General features: G+C 73.8%; 13 protein-coding genes. 4 read left to right on the forward strand and 9 right to left on the reverse strand.

What is annotated here, in order from left to right; genetic code table 11:
• Positions 1 to 746: 746 nt before the first annotated feature.
• From ABZ321_RS42205 to ABZ321_RS42220, 4 genes are all read right to left on the reverse strand, one after another.
• On the reverse strand, positions 747 to 1109 hold the full coding sequence (locus ABZ321_RS42205) for a DoxX-like family protein (protein WP_344502243.1): 363 nt from the start codon (positions 1107 to 1109) through the stop codon (positions 747 to 749).
• Positions 1106 to 1732 carry a TetR family transcriptional regulator gene (locus tag ABZ321_RS42210; RefSeq protein ID WP_354901341.1) on the reverse strand — a complete coding sequence of 209 codons (627 nt, stop codon included), beginning with the start codon at positions 1730 to 1732 and terminating at the stop codon, positions 1106 to 1108. Before ABZ321_RS42210 ends, ABZ321_RS42205 begins: the two co-directional genes overlap by 4 nt.
• Before the next feature lie 42 nt (positions 1733 to 1774).
• On the reverse strand, positions 1775 to 4063 hold the full coding sequence (locus ABZ321_RS42215) for an ATP-dependent Clp protease ATP-binding subunit (protein ID WP_354901343.1): 2289 nt from the start codon (positions 4061 to 4063) through the stop codon (positions 1775 to 1777).
• A 254-nt stretch (positions 4064 to 4317) separates the two neighbouring features.
• Positions 4318 to 4935, reverse strand: a complete 618-nt coding sequence (locus tag ABZ321_RS42220) for a hypothetical protein (protein ID WP_354901345.1) — start codon at positions 4933 to 4935, stop codon at positions 4318 to 4320.
• 113 nt (positions 4936 to 5048) lie between these two features.
• Between ABZ321_RS42220 and ABZ321_RS42225 the strand changes: the two genes are divergently transcribed.
• Positions 5049 to 5693, forward strand: a complete 645-nt coding sequence (locus ABZ321_RS42225) for a tetratricopeptide repeat protein (RefSeq protein WP_354901396.1) — start codon at positions 5049 to 5051, stop codon at positions 5691 to 5693.
• A gap of 127 nt (positions 5694 to 5820) precedes the next feature.
• The gene (locus tag ABZ321_RS42230) at positions 5821 to 6378 is read left to right on the forward strand and encodes a carboxymuconolactone decarboxylase family protein (RefSeq protein WP_344502248.1); all 558 of its coding nucleotides are present in this window, start codon (positions 5821 to 5823) and stop codon (positions 6376 to 6378) included.
• Between the two features lie 70 nt (positions 6379 to 6448).
• Here ABZ321_RS42230 and ABZ321_RS42235 read toward each other — a convergent pair whose 3' ends face one another.
• The 5 genes from ABZ321_RS42235 to ABZ321_RS42255 all read right to left on the reverse strand — a co-directional run bounded on the left by ABZ321_RS42235 (position 6449) and on the right by ABZ321_RS42255 (position 13327).
• Complete coding sequence (locus tag ABZ321_RS42235; RefSeq protein ID WP_354901347.1) at positions 6449 to 7651, reverse strand: hypothetical protein; 1203 nt, start codon at positions 7649 to 7651, stop codon at positions 6449 to 6451.
• 241 nt (positions 7652 to 7892) lie between these two features.
• Positions 7893 to 9359, reverse strand: coding sequence for a hypothetical protein (locus ABZ321_RS42240; protein ID WP_354901349.1), 1467 nt, complete (start codon positions 9357 to 9359; stop codon positions 7893 to 7895).
• Positions 9359 to 10642, reverse strand: coding sequence for a hypothetical protein (locus ABZ321_RS42245; RefSeq protein ID WP_354901351.1), 1284 nt, complete (start codon positions 10640 to 10642; stop codon positions 9359 to 9361). The genes ABZ321_RS42240 and ABZ321_RS42245 overlap by 1 nt, the downstream gene beginning before the upstream one ends.
• 65 nt (positions 10643 to 10707) lie before the next feature.
• Positions 10708 to 12330, reverse strand: a complete 1623-nt coding sequence (locus ABZ321_RS42250; protein ID WP_354901353.1) for a DUF4331 domain-containing protein — start codon at positions 12328 to 12330, stop codon at positions 10708 to 10710.
• 223 nt (positions 12331 to 12553) lie between these two features.
• Positions 12554 to 13327 (reverse strand): SAM-dependent methyltransferase, encoded by a 774-nt coding sequence (locus ABZ321_RS42255; RefSeq protein WP_344502253.1) that lies wholly within the window; start codon positions 13325 to 13327, stop codon positions 12554 to 12556.
• A 32-nt stretch (positions 13328 to 13359) separates the two neighbouring features.
• Here ABZ321_RS42255 and ABZ321_RS42260 point away from each other — a divergent pair, with 32 nt between their 5' ends.
• Positions 13360 to 14541 carry a hypothetical protein gene (locus ABZ321_RS42260; protein ID WP_354901355.1) on the forward strand — a complete coding sequence of 394 codons (1182 nt, stop codon included), beginning with the start codon at positions 13360 to 13362 and terminating at the stop codon, positions 14539 to 14541.
• A 325-nt stretch (positions 14542 to 14866) separates the two neighbouring features.
• The gene (locus ABZ321_RS42265; RefSeq protein WP_354901357.1) at positions 14867 to 15730 is read left to right on the forward strand and encodes a SigB/SigF/SigG family RNA polymerase sigma factor; all 864 of its coding nucleotides are present in this window, start codon (positions 14867 to 14869) and stop codon (positions 15728 to 15730) included.
• Positions 15731 to 15799 lie beyond the last annotated feature (69 nt).

The raw sequence follows: 15799 nt of genomic DNA on the forward strand, positions 1-15799 counted from the left end.
GCGCCGCGGCGAGCTCGGCGGCGAACGCGGGCGGCGGGCCGTCGAGGACGTTGGAGAGGGTGGCGGCGTCGTACCAGCCGGGCGGCACCGACCGGAGGTGCTCGACGACGTCGGCGTGCACCCACTCGATGCCGCCCTCGATGTCGCCGGCCGCCGGTCCGGGTGGTGTGGCGGGGCACTCGCGGCCCAGGAGGAGGCGCCAGGCCCACGGGTTGGTGGCGTTCGGGTGGCCGGTCAGGCCCTGCTCGAGGCGGCGGCGCAGGACCCGGTCCATCCGGGGTGGCAGGGCGCGCCACAGGTCCCGCCGGACGAGTCCCGCGGAGGCGAACGCGAGCCGCATCAGCGCCCTGAGCGCGGGCCGGTCCAGTCGCTCCCGCCAGTGCGCGCGCTGCGCCTCGAGGTCGGCCAGGCGCAGGAACTCCGTCATCGCGGCGGGGCGCCAGCCGGGGACGACCAGGCCCGCGGCGCGGCGGGCGACGGCCTGGAGGCGTTCGGCGGTGCCGGTGACCGTGGGGCCGCCGGCGAGCCTGGCCCGCGCGTAGGCCAGCTGGGTGGCGCTGATGTCGACGGCCGTGACCCGGTGCCCGGCCCGGGCGAGGGCGGCGGCGGTGTCGCCGGCGGAGGCGATGGCGAGGACCCGCCCCGCCGGTGGGAACACGCTCAGCTCGGCGGCGGGGTCCTCGTACATGCGGCCGAACATCACCTGGGGGCGCCTGCCGACGGTGAGCCGGCCCCGCTGCCACGGGTTACGCATCTGCGGTCGCCGGTGCCGCGAGGAGCCAGGCGAGGGCGAGGAGCGCGGCGTTCGCGGTGAGCATCCGGCCGGCGTCGGTGATGTGGTCCCGGGCGAAGAGCAGGCCGCCGGCGTTGAACGCGACCAGCAGCACCGTCTGCGTCACCGCCGCGGCCCGCGGCCACCGTCCGGTGAGGACCCAGGCCGCGAGGGCGACCTCCGCGAGGCCGATCCCCGTCAGGGCGGCGGGCCCGAGCAGCGGCGCCGCCGCGACGATCTTCTCCTGGTCGGGATCGCCGTGCAGGAGCTTGCACCACAGGCCCTCATACAGCCACACCGCCGCCACCGCGGCCCGCGCGGCGTGCTTCGCCTTCACCGGGCGGCCTTGCGGAGCTTCGCCTGCAGGGCGCGGCGGGCGACGGGGCCGAGGCCGTCGACGACCTCGACGAGGACGCCCAGGCGCTCCAGCGTGGCGACGGCGGCGGCCGCCCCGTCCGGGTCGACGCCGGTGAGGAGCTCCAGGCCGATGAACGTCGACGCGACCACCCTGGCCAGCCCCGGCACGTCGACGAGGTCGGCGACGGGGGAGGCGGCGGTGACCCGGTGCAGCACCGGCTCGATCTCGGCGATCCACAGCTTCAGGCAGGCGGCGACGGCCGGTGCGAGGCGCTCGTCGGTCTGGGCGCCGGCGAGCATCTGCGCGAGGATCGCGACGTTGCCCTCGGCCCGCTCGATCTGCTGCAGCTGCCGGCCGACGTCGAGGAGCTCGCCGATGGTCGACACGGCCGCGAACCGCTCCCGGTAGAGCGCGACCCGGCTCTCGGTCGCCTGCCGGCAGGCGACCGAGAGCAGCTGGTCGACGGTCCCGAAGTGGTAGAAGACGAGCGCCTGGTTGACGCCGGCCGCCGCGGCGATCGTCCGCGCCGACGCGCCCGCGAGGCCGTCGCTGCCGAGGACCTTGATCGCCCCGTCGACCAGGCGCTCCTTCGTGTCCGCCACCACGCACCCCATTCAGTTGAGCACTCGCTCAAGCCGTCGGGGCTATTTAAGCATTCGCTCAAGCTCCCGGGAAGTGACGAACGTGAGACCGTCCTCACCGTGGTCGATCGTGACCGTGTCGCCGGGGCGCAGCGCGCCGAGCAGGATCCGCTCCGACAGAGGGTCCTCGACCGCCCGCTGCACGGTGCGCCGCAGCGGCCGGGCGCCGAGCACCGGGTCGTGGCCGCGCGCCGCCAGGTGCGCGCGGGCCCGCGGCGTCACCGCCAGCCCGATGTCCTGGAGGGCGAGCCGCGCCGCCACGTCCAGCACGAGCAGGTCGACGATGCCTTCGACCTCCGCGGGACCCAGCGGATGGAAGACGACGGTCTCGTCGATGCGGTTCAGGAACTCCGGCCGGAAGTGCTTGCGCAGCTCGTCGCCGACCCTGTCGTACATGGGCAGCGGCCCGTCGTGGAAGCCGGCCGGCCGGGTCAGGTCGCGGGTGCCCAGGTTGGTCGTGAGGATGAGCACCGTGTGCTTGAAGTCGACGACGCGACCCTGGCCGTCGGTGAGCCGGCCGTCCTCCAGGATCTGCAGCAGCGTGTGGAACACGTCCGGGTGCGCCTTCTCCACCTCGTCGAACAGCACGACCGAGAACGGCCGCCGCCGGACCTGCTCGGTGAGCTGCCCGCCGTCGTCGTAGCCGACGTAGCCGGGCGGCGCGCCGACCAGCCGCGCCACCGTCGCCCGGTCGTGGAACTCCGACATGTCCAGCTGGATCAGCGCGTCCCGGGCGCCGAACAGGAACCCCGCGAGGGCCTTGGCCAGCGACGACTTCCCGACGCCGGACGGGCCGGCGAAGATGAACGACCCGGCGGGCCGGCGCGGGTCCTGCAGGCCGGCCCTGGTCCGGCGGATCGCCCGCGACACGGCGGCGACCGCCGCCTCCTGGCCGACGAGCTCCTCGTGCAGCGTCTGCTCCATCCGCAGCAGCCTGGCGCTCTCCTGCTCGGTGAGCCGCTGCACCGGGATGCCGGTCCACGCCGCCACCACGGCCGCGATCTCGTCCGCGTCGACCTGCTGCAGTTGCGGCGTTCCGGCCTTGTTCGCGGCTCCGGCCCCGGTCTTGTTCGGGGCTCCGGCCCCGGTCTTGTTCGAGGCCCCGGCCTCGTCGATCAGGTCGATCGCCTTGTCCGGGAGGCGGCGGTCGGTGATGTACCGGTCGGCGAGCAGCGCCGCCGCCCGCAGCGCCGCGTCGGTGTACGTGACGCCGTGGTGCTCCGCGTACCGGTCGCGCAGGCCGCGCAGGATCAGCACGGTGTCCTCGGCGGTCGGCTCCGGCACCGCCACCGGGTGGAACCGCCGGTCCAGCGCGCCGTCCTTGGCGATGAACCTCCGGTACTCCTCGTCGGTGGTCGCCCCGATCGTCCGCAGCTCCCCGCGCGCCAGCAACGGCTTGAGCAGCGACGCGGCGTCGATGGCACCCTCGGCCGCGCCCGCGCCGACCAGGTTGTGGATCTCGTCGATGAACAGGATGATGTCGCCTCTGGTGCGGACCTCCCTGGTGACCTTCTTCAGCCGCTCCTCGAAGTCGCCGCGGTACCGGGAGCCGGCGACCAGCGCCCCCAGGTCGAGCGTGTACAGCTGCCGGTCCTTGAGCGAGGCCGGCACGTCACCGGCGACGATCCGCTGGGCCAGCCCCTCGACGACGGCGGTCTTGCCGACGCCGGGCGGCCCGGTCAGCACCGGGCTGTTCTTCCGGCGCCGCGACAGGACCCGGATGACCCGCTCCACCTCGGCGTCCCGCCCGATGACCGGGTCGAGCTGCCCGTCGCGGGCCGCGGCGGTCAGGTTGACGCCGAACTGGTCGAGCACCGTCACCGGCGGCGCGCTCTCCGGCGCCTTCGTGCTGGACGGGTGCCCGGCCAGCAGCTGGATGACCTGCGCCCGCAGCCGGTTGAGGTCGGCACCCAGCCGGACGAGCACCTGGGCCGCGACGCCCTCACCCTCCCGGACCAGACCCAGCAGCAGGTGCTCGGGCCCGATGAAGTTGTGCCCGAGCTGGAGTGCCTCCCGCAACGCCAGCTCCAGGACCTTCTTCGCCCGCGGCGTGAACGGCACGTGCCCGCCCGGCGCCTGCCCACCCAGGCCGATCATCTCCTCGACCTGCCGCCGCACGTCCTCGAGCGACACCCCGAGCGCCTCGACGCTCCGCGCCGCGACGCCGTCGCCCTCCTGGATGAGCCCGAGCAGCAGATGCTCGGTCCCGATGGCATGGTGATTGAGAACCCGGGCTTCCTCCTGCGCCAGCACCACGGCACGTTTGGCCCGGTCGGTGAACCGCTCGAACATCGACGATCACGCCCTTCGCCTTCACGGCGTTCGGCGGGCCCACGCAGCCGCATCCCTTCGGATGCGCTGAGTCAGGGCCTCTTGACCGCCGCCGGAGGCGTGGGCTCCGTCGATCCGCGGCACGGGCAGGCGCGCTGCCCCCTCCACCATAACCGACCGCCGGCACCCCGTCGCCCCACCGACCCCGCACGCTGCGAACGGCCCGGACCAGGACGGGTCGGTCATCAGGACCGGCCCGTCCTGACCGGCGGCGGTCAGTCGAAGTCGGCCGCCTGGATCGCGATCACTCCGCGGTAGCCCGGGTGTTCGCTGAGCGTGAAGAGGGTGTCCGGTGAGCTGCTGTCGTCGCCGAAGTAGCTGAGGGACTCGGCGCCGTAGGCCCCGGTCCAGACCTTGACCGCAGAGGTCGCCTGGCCGTTCCAGAAGCGCAGCTTGCCGTAGTTGTCCTGGATCGTCTCACCGGACGTGATGACGCCGCCGCTGCTGTGGAACCAGAACTTCGTGTCCCGGGTCGTGACGCCCTGCACCGAGCTGAACGGCATGCTCCAGGCGTCGTAGTAGTAGCTCGACGGCAGGCGGGTGCTCGAGTCGAGGTTGAACCGCCACAGCCCGGCGCCCGGCGAGGTCGAGTACTCGCCGATGACCAGTTTGTCGGGCGTCGCCTCCCGGTCGAGGGAGATGGTGGAGAACGTCATCGCCGGGCCGCTGGCGACGATCTGACCGACCTGCAACATGATGTACGCGTAGCCGCTGGCGCAGTACTTCGCGCCGTACTTGCCGATCCTGGCGGTGCAGTCGGCCGAGGTGTCGGCGCTGAAGATGTGCTTGAAGCTGAACAGCTTGATGCGGTCGGTGCAGGCCACGTAGAGCATGTCGCCGTACCACATCGCCCCGCCGGCGTGGCAGTTGACCTCCGAGAAGTCCGTGCCGCCGCCGGTCGGCGCGGCGAAGAGCAGGTGCCGGTAGTTGTTGTCGCTACGAGGAGCTGCTCGCCCTGCTGGCCGAGGCGCTCGCCGCCGCCCGGGCCACCGGCAGCCGGGCCACGCAGGCCCGCGTCCTGGGCAACATCGGCGTCGCGTGCGTCGAGACCGGTAGCCCGGCGGCGGCCCTCGCCCATCTCCGCGAGGCACTGGCGATCCACCGCGAGCTCGGCAACCGCACCGGCGAGGCGATCGCGTTGGTCAACATCGCCCGGGCCCATCAGGAGGCCGGCGACGACGAACCGGCGTACCGCGACGCGGGCGCCGCAGTCACCATCCTGCGCGAGACCGGGGACCGTGCCGCCGAAGCGTCCGCGCTCAACGCGCTGGGTGTGGCCGCCCTCCGGCTGGGCCGCCCCACCGAAGCGGCCGACCGCCACCGCGACGCGCTCGCGCTGGCGGTCGAGATCGGCAGCCCCTTCAGCCAGGCCCGCGCCCACACCGGTCTCGGCGACGCCCACGAAGCCACCGCCGACCCGGCCACGGCCGCCCATCACTGGCGGCAGGCGCTCGCCGCGTACGGCGACCTCGACGCCCCCGAAGCCCAGCGGGTGCGGGATCGGCTCGACCGGCCGGCCGCTGGATCCACGCCGGCAGCAACCTCCGCCGAACAGTCGAAGTCGATGGCAGCGCGAGAAGGGCCAACGTGAATCCGCTGTGGTGCGGCAGGCGGCCAACGCACGACAGGCGTTGACGATATCGACGGACGTGACTCAATCTGGACGGCAGCCTGTCTCACGAGGCCCGGTTGTCGACCGGGGGAGCGAAGGAGTGCGTATGCCACACATCACGCTCAACACCAGCGAACCCGGGATTCGCGGTCTGTTCCGGTTCAGGCCGGAGACGGCGCTGCCGCTCAACGGCCTGGTCGAGGCACTGCTGTGTGGCCCCGGTACGTTGACCCGTGGCGAACGCGAACTTATCGCAGCCTATGTGTCCGGCCTCAACGAATGCCAGTACTGCTACTGCGCTCACGCGGCGTACGCGGCGGCGCAGCTTCCCGATGGCATGGCCCTGGTCGAGCAGGTACGTGACGATGCCGACGGCGCACCGGTGTCGAGCAAGATGCGTGCGTTGCTCGACGTCGCCGGCGCGGTCCAACGTGGCGGCAAGGAGGTCACCGAGGACCTGGTGGCCGCCGCCCGGGCCGAGGGTGCCACCGATGTCGAAGTCCACGACACGGTGCTGATCGCGGCCGCGTTCTGCATGTTCAACCGGTACGTCGACGGGTTGGCCACCGTTCTGCCGGACGACCCCGACTTCTACACCGATCGTGCGAAGCGCATCGTCACCCACGGCTACCTCGGTGTGCTGCAGCAGGAGACCATCCGCTAGTCGTGGTGGAGCTGTGCCGGCTGCTGGTGTCTGGGCGTCGTGCCGGGGTGGACCTCCTGTGCTGGGGCGGTCAGACCTGGAGGGCGGTGGCGGTGGACTCCTGGCGTGGCAGGACGATCAGGTCCTCGGGGCGCATCGTGTGGGTGGCGGGGTCGCCGTCGAGACGGATCTCGTAGCCGCGTGGTGGTCCTGCGGCGGCCCAGCGTGCTCCGATGATCGTGCCCGATGCCGGCGGGCCCGGGAGCGGCGCGCCTGCGGCCGGCGGATCCTGGGCGGCCTCACGTGCTTCCGGCCGGCCTTGGTCGGCCTTCCCTGCTGGCTGTCGAACCTGGGTGACCTCACGTGGTTGTAGCCGGGCCTGGGTGGTCGTGCCCGCGGCGGGACCCGTGGTCGCTGGGTGGGTGAGGCGGACCCTGGTGCCGGGGGCGTGGCCGTCGTCGGCGATGACGAGGAGGGCGTCGAGGATCTGGGCGGCGCCGGTCCAGGGGGCGCGGAGGACATACGGCTCGCCGTCCGGGCCCTCGACCGGCATCGTGAACATGCGGCACACCAGCGACAGCCGGTCGGCGTCGTGGCGGATGGCGGGGATGGGGTTGGCCTGGCCTGACCGGAGGGCGTCCTCGACCCTGGCCCACAGGCCGGCGATCCCGTCGTCGAGGACGAGGCGGGCGGCGCGGTCCACCTCGGCGCACTCCATGTCGACGGCGGTCTCCTCGCCGAGCTCGGCGGTCCATGCCAGGTCCAGGGCGGCGGGCACGAGGCCCGGGGCCTCCCGCACCACCACCAGGTAGAGCATGGCGAGCAGGTCTTCGAGGTCGTCGCCGGCGTAACAGGGGCCCGCGTGGCTCTCGCCGGGTGGGAACCGCTCCACCAGGTGCACCGCCCGCCCACCCGCGAGGCGTGCCGCCCGCCGCGTGTCGTGGAGCTTCACGGCGGCGGGGCGTAGCTCCCGGGCGATGACGGTCCACCTGCCGGGCAGGCCGACCGGATACACCGTCCTGCCGAGGCTGGCCAGGGTCTCGCCCGGGCCGACGCCGAACCCCGCGAGCTGCCGCGCGGCCACCGAATATGCGACACCCGTCTGGGCCGCATGCGCCCTGATCGCCCGCCGCCGCTTCCGATCCCGTCGCGCCCGCCCGGTCCCGTCCTGCTGCTGCCGGTCCTGCTCTCCGCCGCTGCGCTGTTGCCCGCCGTCCCGCTGCCCGCCGCTGGGATGGCCGCCGTCCTGGGCGGAGCCAGGGGCTGGCTGGTGCTGGTCCTCTTCGTCTGGCATGGCGACCTCCGGCGTCGACCCACGCTCGCACCGATCGGACGGCGGGACCTCCGCCGGGCAGCCTGCACCACCGCGCTGAGTCTGAGACTCTTGGCCTCGGGTCACGGCAGGCGTGGGCAACCGTGTCGGGCTCAGGCAGGCGCTCTACCCACCACGACCATACCGCCGCACCGCCCCCCGAGCGCACCCCAAACCTGTTCGCCGACAGCGGACTGCCGGGCGGCGGGTCCGGCCCGTGCGGTCAGAGGGTGACGAGGGAGCGGACCGCCAGGGCGGAGCCGACGAGCAGCACCAGGGCCGCGGTGCCGGTGGGGGCGAGCCTGGTCAGGCGGTCGCTGATCCGCAGGCGGGCGGGCCAGCGGTCGCGGATCTTGATGAGCAGCAGGCCGGCGGCGGTGAGGGTGGCGGCCATGCCGAAGCCGTACGCGAGCACGAGCAGCACACCGAACCACGTCCTGCCGAGGGCGACGGCGCCGAGGAGGACGACGAGGGCGGAAGGGCTCGGCACCAGGCCGCCGGCGATGCCCATGCCGACCAGCGCCAACCGGTGCGGGTGACCGTGGTCGTGCGCATGGTCGTGGTCGTGGTCGTGGTCGTGGTCGTGGTCGTGGGTGTGCGAGCCCGAGCCGTGGGAGTGGGTGTGGGAATCAGCGCCGTGGGAGTGGGCGGCGGGCCCGTGGCTGTGGGAGTGGGCGGCGTGGGAGTGAGAGTGGGAGTGGTCATGGGAGGAGGCGCGGCGGGACAGGAGCATGGTCAGGCCGATCGTGGCGACCAGCACGCCGCTCGTCACGCCGAGCCAGCCCAGCACCGTCTCCCCGGCCAGCCCCGCCGCGGTGGTCAGGAGCAGGCCCAGCAGCAGGACGCCGCCGGTGTGGGTCAGGGTGACCGTGGCGCCGACGGTGAGCGCGTCCCGCGGGCGGCCCGCGCGGCCCGCGAGGTACGCGGCCATCACCGTCTTCCCGTGTCCCGGCAGGGCGGCGTGCGCGGCGCCGAGGGCCAGCGCGAGCAGCACCGCCAGCACCCCGACCCACGGCGTCAGCGACCGCGAGGCCACCCATCCGCGCAGCTTCAGCTCCGCGGTCCCGGCCCAGCCGGGCAGGACCGGCGACGACAACGGTCCAGGGGGAGCCTGAGCGGCCGGGCCCGTGCTGCCCCCGGGTTCGAGTCGCAGTGTCGCCCGGTGTACCGCCGGCGGAGAGCTGAGCAGGTCGGCAGGGTAGGACCGCAGCCCCGCGGAAGCCGACACCGTCGGCAGCGGCGAGTCGACGATGTGCACCCCGGCCGCGACGGCGGTCAGCTCGCGCCACCCGACGCGGTCGGCGGCGAAGTCGTTGACGACGTCCACAGTGGACGGGCCGGAGACCGTGAAGGCCCCCGAGAACGTGCATTCCAGGCGGCTGGTACGCAGCCCGGCCGCACCGTCGGAGTAGGTGAAGGAGGACCGGTCGACCGTCCAGCCGACCGGGCGTCCGTCGACGGCGACCCGGAAGAGCGGCGCCACCGTCGTACACGAGGGGACTGACTGCAACGTGGGGAGCTCGGCCAGGTCGGCCACGTAGTCGACCGTGACGCGGTCGGGGTGGAAGGTCAGCGCGCCCAGCTGGTTGACGGAGAAGTTGCCCAGCGGGTGCGCCTGCGCGGTGCCGGGCCACAGCAGCGGCCCGCCCACGGCCAGGCACAGCAGGACCAGTGCGCGACGAAGCACCATCAGGACTCCAGGGTGGCGAGGGTCCGCACCGCGATCGGCGCGTCGACGGGGGAGAAGTGCGGGTTGAGCGCGAGCGCCAGCCGCAGCTGCACCCGGGCGGTCTCCCTGTCACCGGCGGCGGAGGCGACCATGCCGTAGTGGTAGGCGAGGGTCGCGTCGACCTGCCCGAGCGCGTTGGCCCGCTTCGCGAACGGCAGCGCGGCGGCCGGGTCGCCGGCGGCCATCAGGGTCCACGCGACCATGTCGGCCACCTCGCCGAACTGGCGGCGGTCCCACTCGGCGACCGCGAGCCTCGCGGCGGTCACGGCGTCGCCGGTGGCGAGGGCGAGCGACGCCGCGCCGAGGTCGTCGGTGCCGCCGTTGGCGGTGAAGAGCGAGTGCGCGGCCCGGGCGAGGGTGAGCGACGGCCCGGGGTCGCGCCCGGCGGCCCGCAGCATGCGCGCCTGGTCGAGCAGCGCGTCGACGGTCGGCGTGCGGTCGACCACCTTGGCGAGATCGTCCAGCGCCGCGGTCAGGTCGCCGGCGGCCGCGTCGAGCTTGGCCTTGAGCTGCCAGAGTCCGACGGCACCGGCGTCGGCGGCGAGGCCCAGGGACACGTGCCGGGCGGCGGTGGCCAGGTCGCCCGCCGCCCACGCCAGGCCGGCGAGGTGCTGGTGGCAGAACGCCACGTCGGCCGGCTCCGTGGCGGCGGCGAGGGCGAGCCGCATGAGCGCGACCGCCTCGGTCCGCTTGCCGTGCTGTTCGAGGTCGTACGACCCGCGGGTGTACGAGCCGAGCCCCGGCCGCAGGTCGAGCATCCGCTGGACGGCGGCGGTCGCGGCGTCGGGGTGCCCGAGCTGGGTCTCGGCGTCGGCGAGGACGCCGTAGGCGGTGTCGGACCACGCGTTGACGGCGAGGGCCCGGTTGGCGAGCTCGCGCGCGCCGGCGAAGTCGTGGCGGGCGTTGGCGAGCGCGCCGAGCCCGGTGAGCGCGTCCGCGTTGCCGTCGGGGCGGACCTCGAGGGACCTGCGCAGCGCGCCCTCGGCCTTCGGGTAGTAGGCGGGGTCGGCGCTGACCCGGGCCTGCTCCAGGTACGCCTCGCCGAGCGCGGCCCACGCGGTCCAGTCGCCCGGCACCTCGCGCAGCCGCTCCTGGTGCGCCGCGATCGCCGCGGCGAGCCGGCCAGTCGACTGTGGACGGTCGGGCTCGACGAAGGCCGGCGACGGGCGCCGCCCGATCAGCGCGCCGAGGCCCAACAGCAGCGTCGCAGCCAGTACGACACCCAACACCATGCGAACCCGCATGCCTCCTCCTCCCGGGAGATGAAGGGGGCGCGCCACGCGCACGAAACGCGCCCCCGGGGAACGGGTCAGGGCTGGACGGACCCGCGGCGCCGCCGCCACCAGCCGACGAAGAGCAGGGTGCCGAGGCCGGCCGCGATCGCCGACGTGCTGACCGCGACGGCCGTCATGCCGGTGCCCGACTCGAACGCCGACGGCGTGGTGGCCGGCTGCGCCGCGACGGACGCGGACGCGGACGCGGACGCGGACGCGGCGGCGGACGGCCGCACCGGGGACGGCGCCGAGCCGTTGGGCAGCGCCACGTACGGGAACTGCGCACCGAACGCGTTGTCGTTCGCGTCCACCTTGTCGCCGGTGGCCAGGGCGTCGACGAGCTTGCCGGTCAGCGCCGCGCCCTCGACCGCCTGCACGGCGATGTCGACGACGTCGTCGGTGAGCCGCCGGCCGTTCGGGAAGCCCTGCAGGTCGCCGGCGAGCACGCCGAGCCGGTTGGGCTGCGCGGCGACCGGCACGCCGAGGTTGAGCCGCAGCATCTCCGACGGCCGGAAGTCGGCCGCGACGACGTCGGCGTTGTTGAGCTGCGAGTTGAGGTCGGCCTTGATCGGCCCGCCGGCCTTGGTCGTGATGCCGGTCAGGAAGATCTCGACGAGGTCGTTGCGGGGTGCGGCGGGCGCCGGCACCTTGTAGATGCCCTCGATGAGCTTCGGCAGCTCGGGGTCGGTGACCCGGGCGACGACGGCGGGGATGCCGGCGTCCTGGTCGGGGCTGATCGAGTTGAACGCGTCCTTCAGCGACGCCGGCACGACGACCTCGTTGACCAGCGGGTTGCCCAGCCGGGACACCTGCACCTTCTCGCCGGTGACAGGGCCGGACTGCCCGGTGACGCGGGTCTTGGCCCGCTCGGTGGTCGTCCAGATCCCGATGACCGGGTTGCGCTTCACGTCGCCCTTGAGCGCCACGTCGGAGAACGGCACCTGCAGCGCGATCGTGTTGACGTTGTAGCCGGCGAGGGTGTCCTGCCCGACCTCGCTCAGGTCGCCGCCGTACAGCAGGTCGAACACCCGCAGGTCGAGGAAGAACGGGTCGTCGGCCTGGCCGGCGTAGACGTTCCAGCCGCCGGGGAGCCGCTTGTCGGCCTCGCCGCGCAGCTTCGCGTAGTCGGGCATCGTGGCCTTGCCGACCCGGGACGGCGCGACCGGCGCGCCGGTGACCCGCGTCTTGAAGGGCTCACCGTGGAACGAGGACTCCAGCGTGTACGTCTGGCGGAAGAGCAGATTCTCGTCGTCGATCGAGGTGACGGGACCGTTGGCGTAGAGGAACGTGTCGCCGCCGCGGCGGTCGATGTTCTGGAACGTCCAGCGGAACACCGCGTCGGCCTTCGCGTCGCCGTCGCTGTCGACGTTGATGTTGTAGACGGCGTCGGTGGCGAAGGGGAAGAAGTTCGGGCCGCCGTCCGGTGCCGAGAACGGCTGCCAGTTGGCGATGAAGGTGACGTACCCGGCCCGTTCGGGGCTGACGAACGCGTACAGGTCGGTGTTGTCGACGGCAGGGTCGGCGGCGACGAGCGGCGCCTCCCGGTGGCTCGAGGCCGACGACGTGCCGGGCCCGAGGCCGGCGAACGCCACACCGGCCGCCACGAGCGCGGCCGCGGTGGCGCGCCACCGGCGGCCTGCCCGGGTTGGAGTGGTCATCTGCGTGGTCCCCTCGCGTCTGGAGCGGTCCGGTGACCGCCGCACGAGAGGACTTCGCCTTCACCCGGGTCGATGGATGGGTCGGTGTCGGCTTGCTGTCAGCGACCCATCCGCGCCCCCGTCAGCTCCGAATCGGCCGCCCGCCCCCGCCTTGCCGTCAGCGAGCCGGCCGCCCGCCCCCGCCTTGCCGTCAGCGAGCCGGCCGCACGCCCACGCCTTGCTGTCAGCGGCCCGGCCGCACGCCCACGGCGCCGTACCCGTGGGAGACCTGCTCCTCGCCGTCGTCGGGGCGCCAGTCGCCGAGCCACACCAGCCCCGGGTCGAGCAGGTCGTAGCCGTCGAACAGGGCAGCGATCTCCGCCCTGGTACGGGGGACGATCGGCGCGCTGGACCGCCGGTACACCTGCTGGCCGGCGGCGGCGGGCGCGGCCGGGACCCCGTCCAGGGTGAGGTGGGAGACGACGAGGTGGCTGCCGGGGACCGTGGCGTCGCGCAGCCGGGCGATGATGCCGCCCGGGTCGGCCTCGTCGGGCACGAAGTGCAGGATCGACACCATCAGGATCGCGACCGGCTCGCCGAAGTCGAGGTGCCCGGCGACGTCGGGGTCGGCGAGCAGCGCCTCCGGGTCCCGCAGGTCCCGGCACGCCACCGACACGCGGTCCAGACCGTCCACAAGGGACCGTGCCTGGGCGACGGCCACGGGGTCGTTGTCGACGTAGACGACCCGGCCGTCGGTCATCTCGTGCACGTTGCCCTGCGTCGGCAGCCCCGTGCCGATGTCGAGGAACTGCCGCACGCCGGCCCGGTCCAGGTGCTGCACCGCCCGCTGCAGGAACCGCCGGTTGGTCCTGGCCGCCGCGGGCGTGTCCGGGAAGATCGCGAGGATCTGCTCCGCGGCCTCGCGGTCGGCGGCGAAGTTGTGATACCCGCCGAGGTAGTAGTCGTACATGCGGGCCACGTTGGGAACGCTGGCGTCGACGTCGCCGAGACCGGTCATCCACCCACCCTAATGGGGTAGGTTCTGCGACCGTGCTGGACGGACTCGACGACATCGACTGGGCCTCGCTGGAGCACGCGTACGGCCCGGCCGCCGACGTGCCCGGTCACCTGCGGGCGCTGCGCTCCGGCGCCGCCGGGGACCGGCGCGGGGCGCTGTCAGGGCTCTATGGCGGGATCTGCCACCAGGGGACCCGGTACGAGGCGAGCGCCCCGGCGGTGCCGTTCCTGCTGGAGCTCCTGGCGGACCCGGCGACCCCGGACCGGGCCGCGGTTGTGGAGCTGGTCGCGTCGATCGCCGTCGGGCACCACGGGACGTGGCTGCCGGACGGGTTCCCGGCCGCCGGGCTGCGGGCCGCGGCCGTGGGCGGCGCCGAGCTGCTGCGTGCCGCGCCACCGCCGGCCGAGGACGACGAGGACGAGGACTTCGAGGGGGAGAGCCGCCTGGACTACTGGGAGGCTCTCGGCGACGACCAGCGGTCGGCCATGGCGGCGCACGTGGAGCTGGCCGCCTACGACGCCGTGCGCGCCGGCCTGCCCGTGCTGCGGGAACTCGTCATCGGCGGCGACGCGCACGGTGACGCCGCGTTGCGGGCGGCCGCGGCGTTCACGCTCGGCTGGTTCCCCGAGGACGACGCCGCGAGCGTCGCGGTGCTCACCGCGGCGGTCGCCGACCCGTCCCGGTCCGTCGCCGCCACCGCGGTCGTGTCGCTCGGGCTGCTCGGCACCGTCGTGCCGGCGGCGCTGCGCGACACCAGGGGGGAGATCCGCTGGGCGGCGGCGGTCGCCCTCGCCCGGGTCCGGGGCGCCGGTGCCGGCGACGAGGCCACGCGGGAGCTGCTGCGCTGGGCCGGGGGCGCGAGCACCGCCCGGGCCGGCATCCCCTTCCTCGGCGGTGACCTGGCCGGCTACGCGGCGCTGTCCCTGCCCGCGCTCGCCGCCGGTGACGCCGCCCTGGACGCACTGCTGGCCCGGCTCGGGACGGTCACCGGCGTGGAGACCCTGCCGGTGCTCGGCACCGCGCTGCGGCTCGTGTTCCCGGACGGTCCCGGGTCCGGCGTGGCCGGCCCGCGGCAGAGACTGGTGCGGGCGCTGGCGGAGGCGCCCGCCGCGTGGCAGATCGGCGGGCGGAAGTCCGGCGACGTGTCGGGGCTGCTGCGGTCGTTTGGCCTGCCCGGCGACCCTGCGGCGATGAACGACCTGCTAGAGGGCTGACACGCCGGTCGGAGGGGTGCGACTGTTGTCATGCGGCAATCTGTTGTACGGTGGGTGAGTCGTCACCTCCGGCGGCCTGCCACACGTTGCGCAAGCAGCGTGCGCGGCGGGTCACCGACCGGGCCCGTCCAGACAGCGGCGGTCCACCCGGTGCCGTGACGGTTCTCGGTCTCACCGCCGGCGCTCAAGACACGGGCGCTGTGAGCGATTTTCTGACCGGTCTCGAGCCTCGTGCGCCCTCAAGCTGGGGATGCCCTGCTCGGCGTTGCCTTAAACGACGTCCTACAGGACGGACCGGTCATTGCACCGAAAGGCTGACCCTGCCGTGAGCACTGACCTGCACACTGACGCCACTCGCACCGCCGAGCTCCACGACGTCGACTCCGTCCCGGCCGCCGACACGGCCACGGGCGCCGGTTCGCACCGGACCAGGGAGACCGACGCCCAGGCCAAGGCGTTGCTGTCGCTGCTGGGCGACCTGCCCGCCGGCACCGACCGCGACCGCGTCCGGGCCCGCCTCATCGAGCTGTACATCCCCCTCGCCGAGTACCTCGCCCGGCGCTTCCGCAACCGCGGCGAGCAGTTCGACGACCTCGCCCAGGTCGCCAACCTCGGGCTGATCAAGTCGGTCGACGGGTTCGACCCGGAGCGCGGTGCCGCGTTCACCAGCTACGCCATCCCGATGATCGTCGGCGAGCTCAAGCGCCACTTCCGTGACAAGGGCTGGGACGTCCGCGTGCCCCGCCGCCTGCAGGAGCTGCGCCTGGAGATCTCGAAGGTCTCCGGCGACCTCGCCCAGGACCTGGGCCGCTCCCCGACGGTCGCGGACCTCGCGGCGAAGCTCGGGGCGAGCGAGGAGGACGTCATCGAGGGCCTGGACTGCGGGCAGGCGTACCGCGCGCTGTCGCTGGACGCGCCCGTCGGCGAGGCCGGCGACGGCGGCGTCACGGGCCTCGGCGACCTGCTCGGCGGCGACGACCCCGACATGGCCAACGTGGAGAACCGCGAGGCGCTGCGCCCGCTGCTGGCGAAGCTCCCGGCCCGCGAGCAGAAGATCATCGCGATGCGGTTCCACGGCAACCTGACGCAGTCGCAGATCGCCGCGGAGCTCGGCATCTCCCAGATGCACGTGTCCCGCCTCCTGGCCGGCGCCCTGCGCACCCTGCGTACGTCGCTCACCCAGGACTGACCACAGTCGGCGAAGCCGGCTGACCACGGTCGCCGGCGACGTCAGGACTGACCACGGTCGCCGGCAAAG

This window comes from Dactylosporangium sp. NPDC006015 (assembly GCF_040614215.1).
Classification (GTDB): Bacteria; Actinomycetota; Actinomycetes; order Mycobacteriales; family Micromonosporaceae; genus Dactylosporangium; species Dactylosporangium maewongense.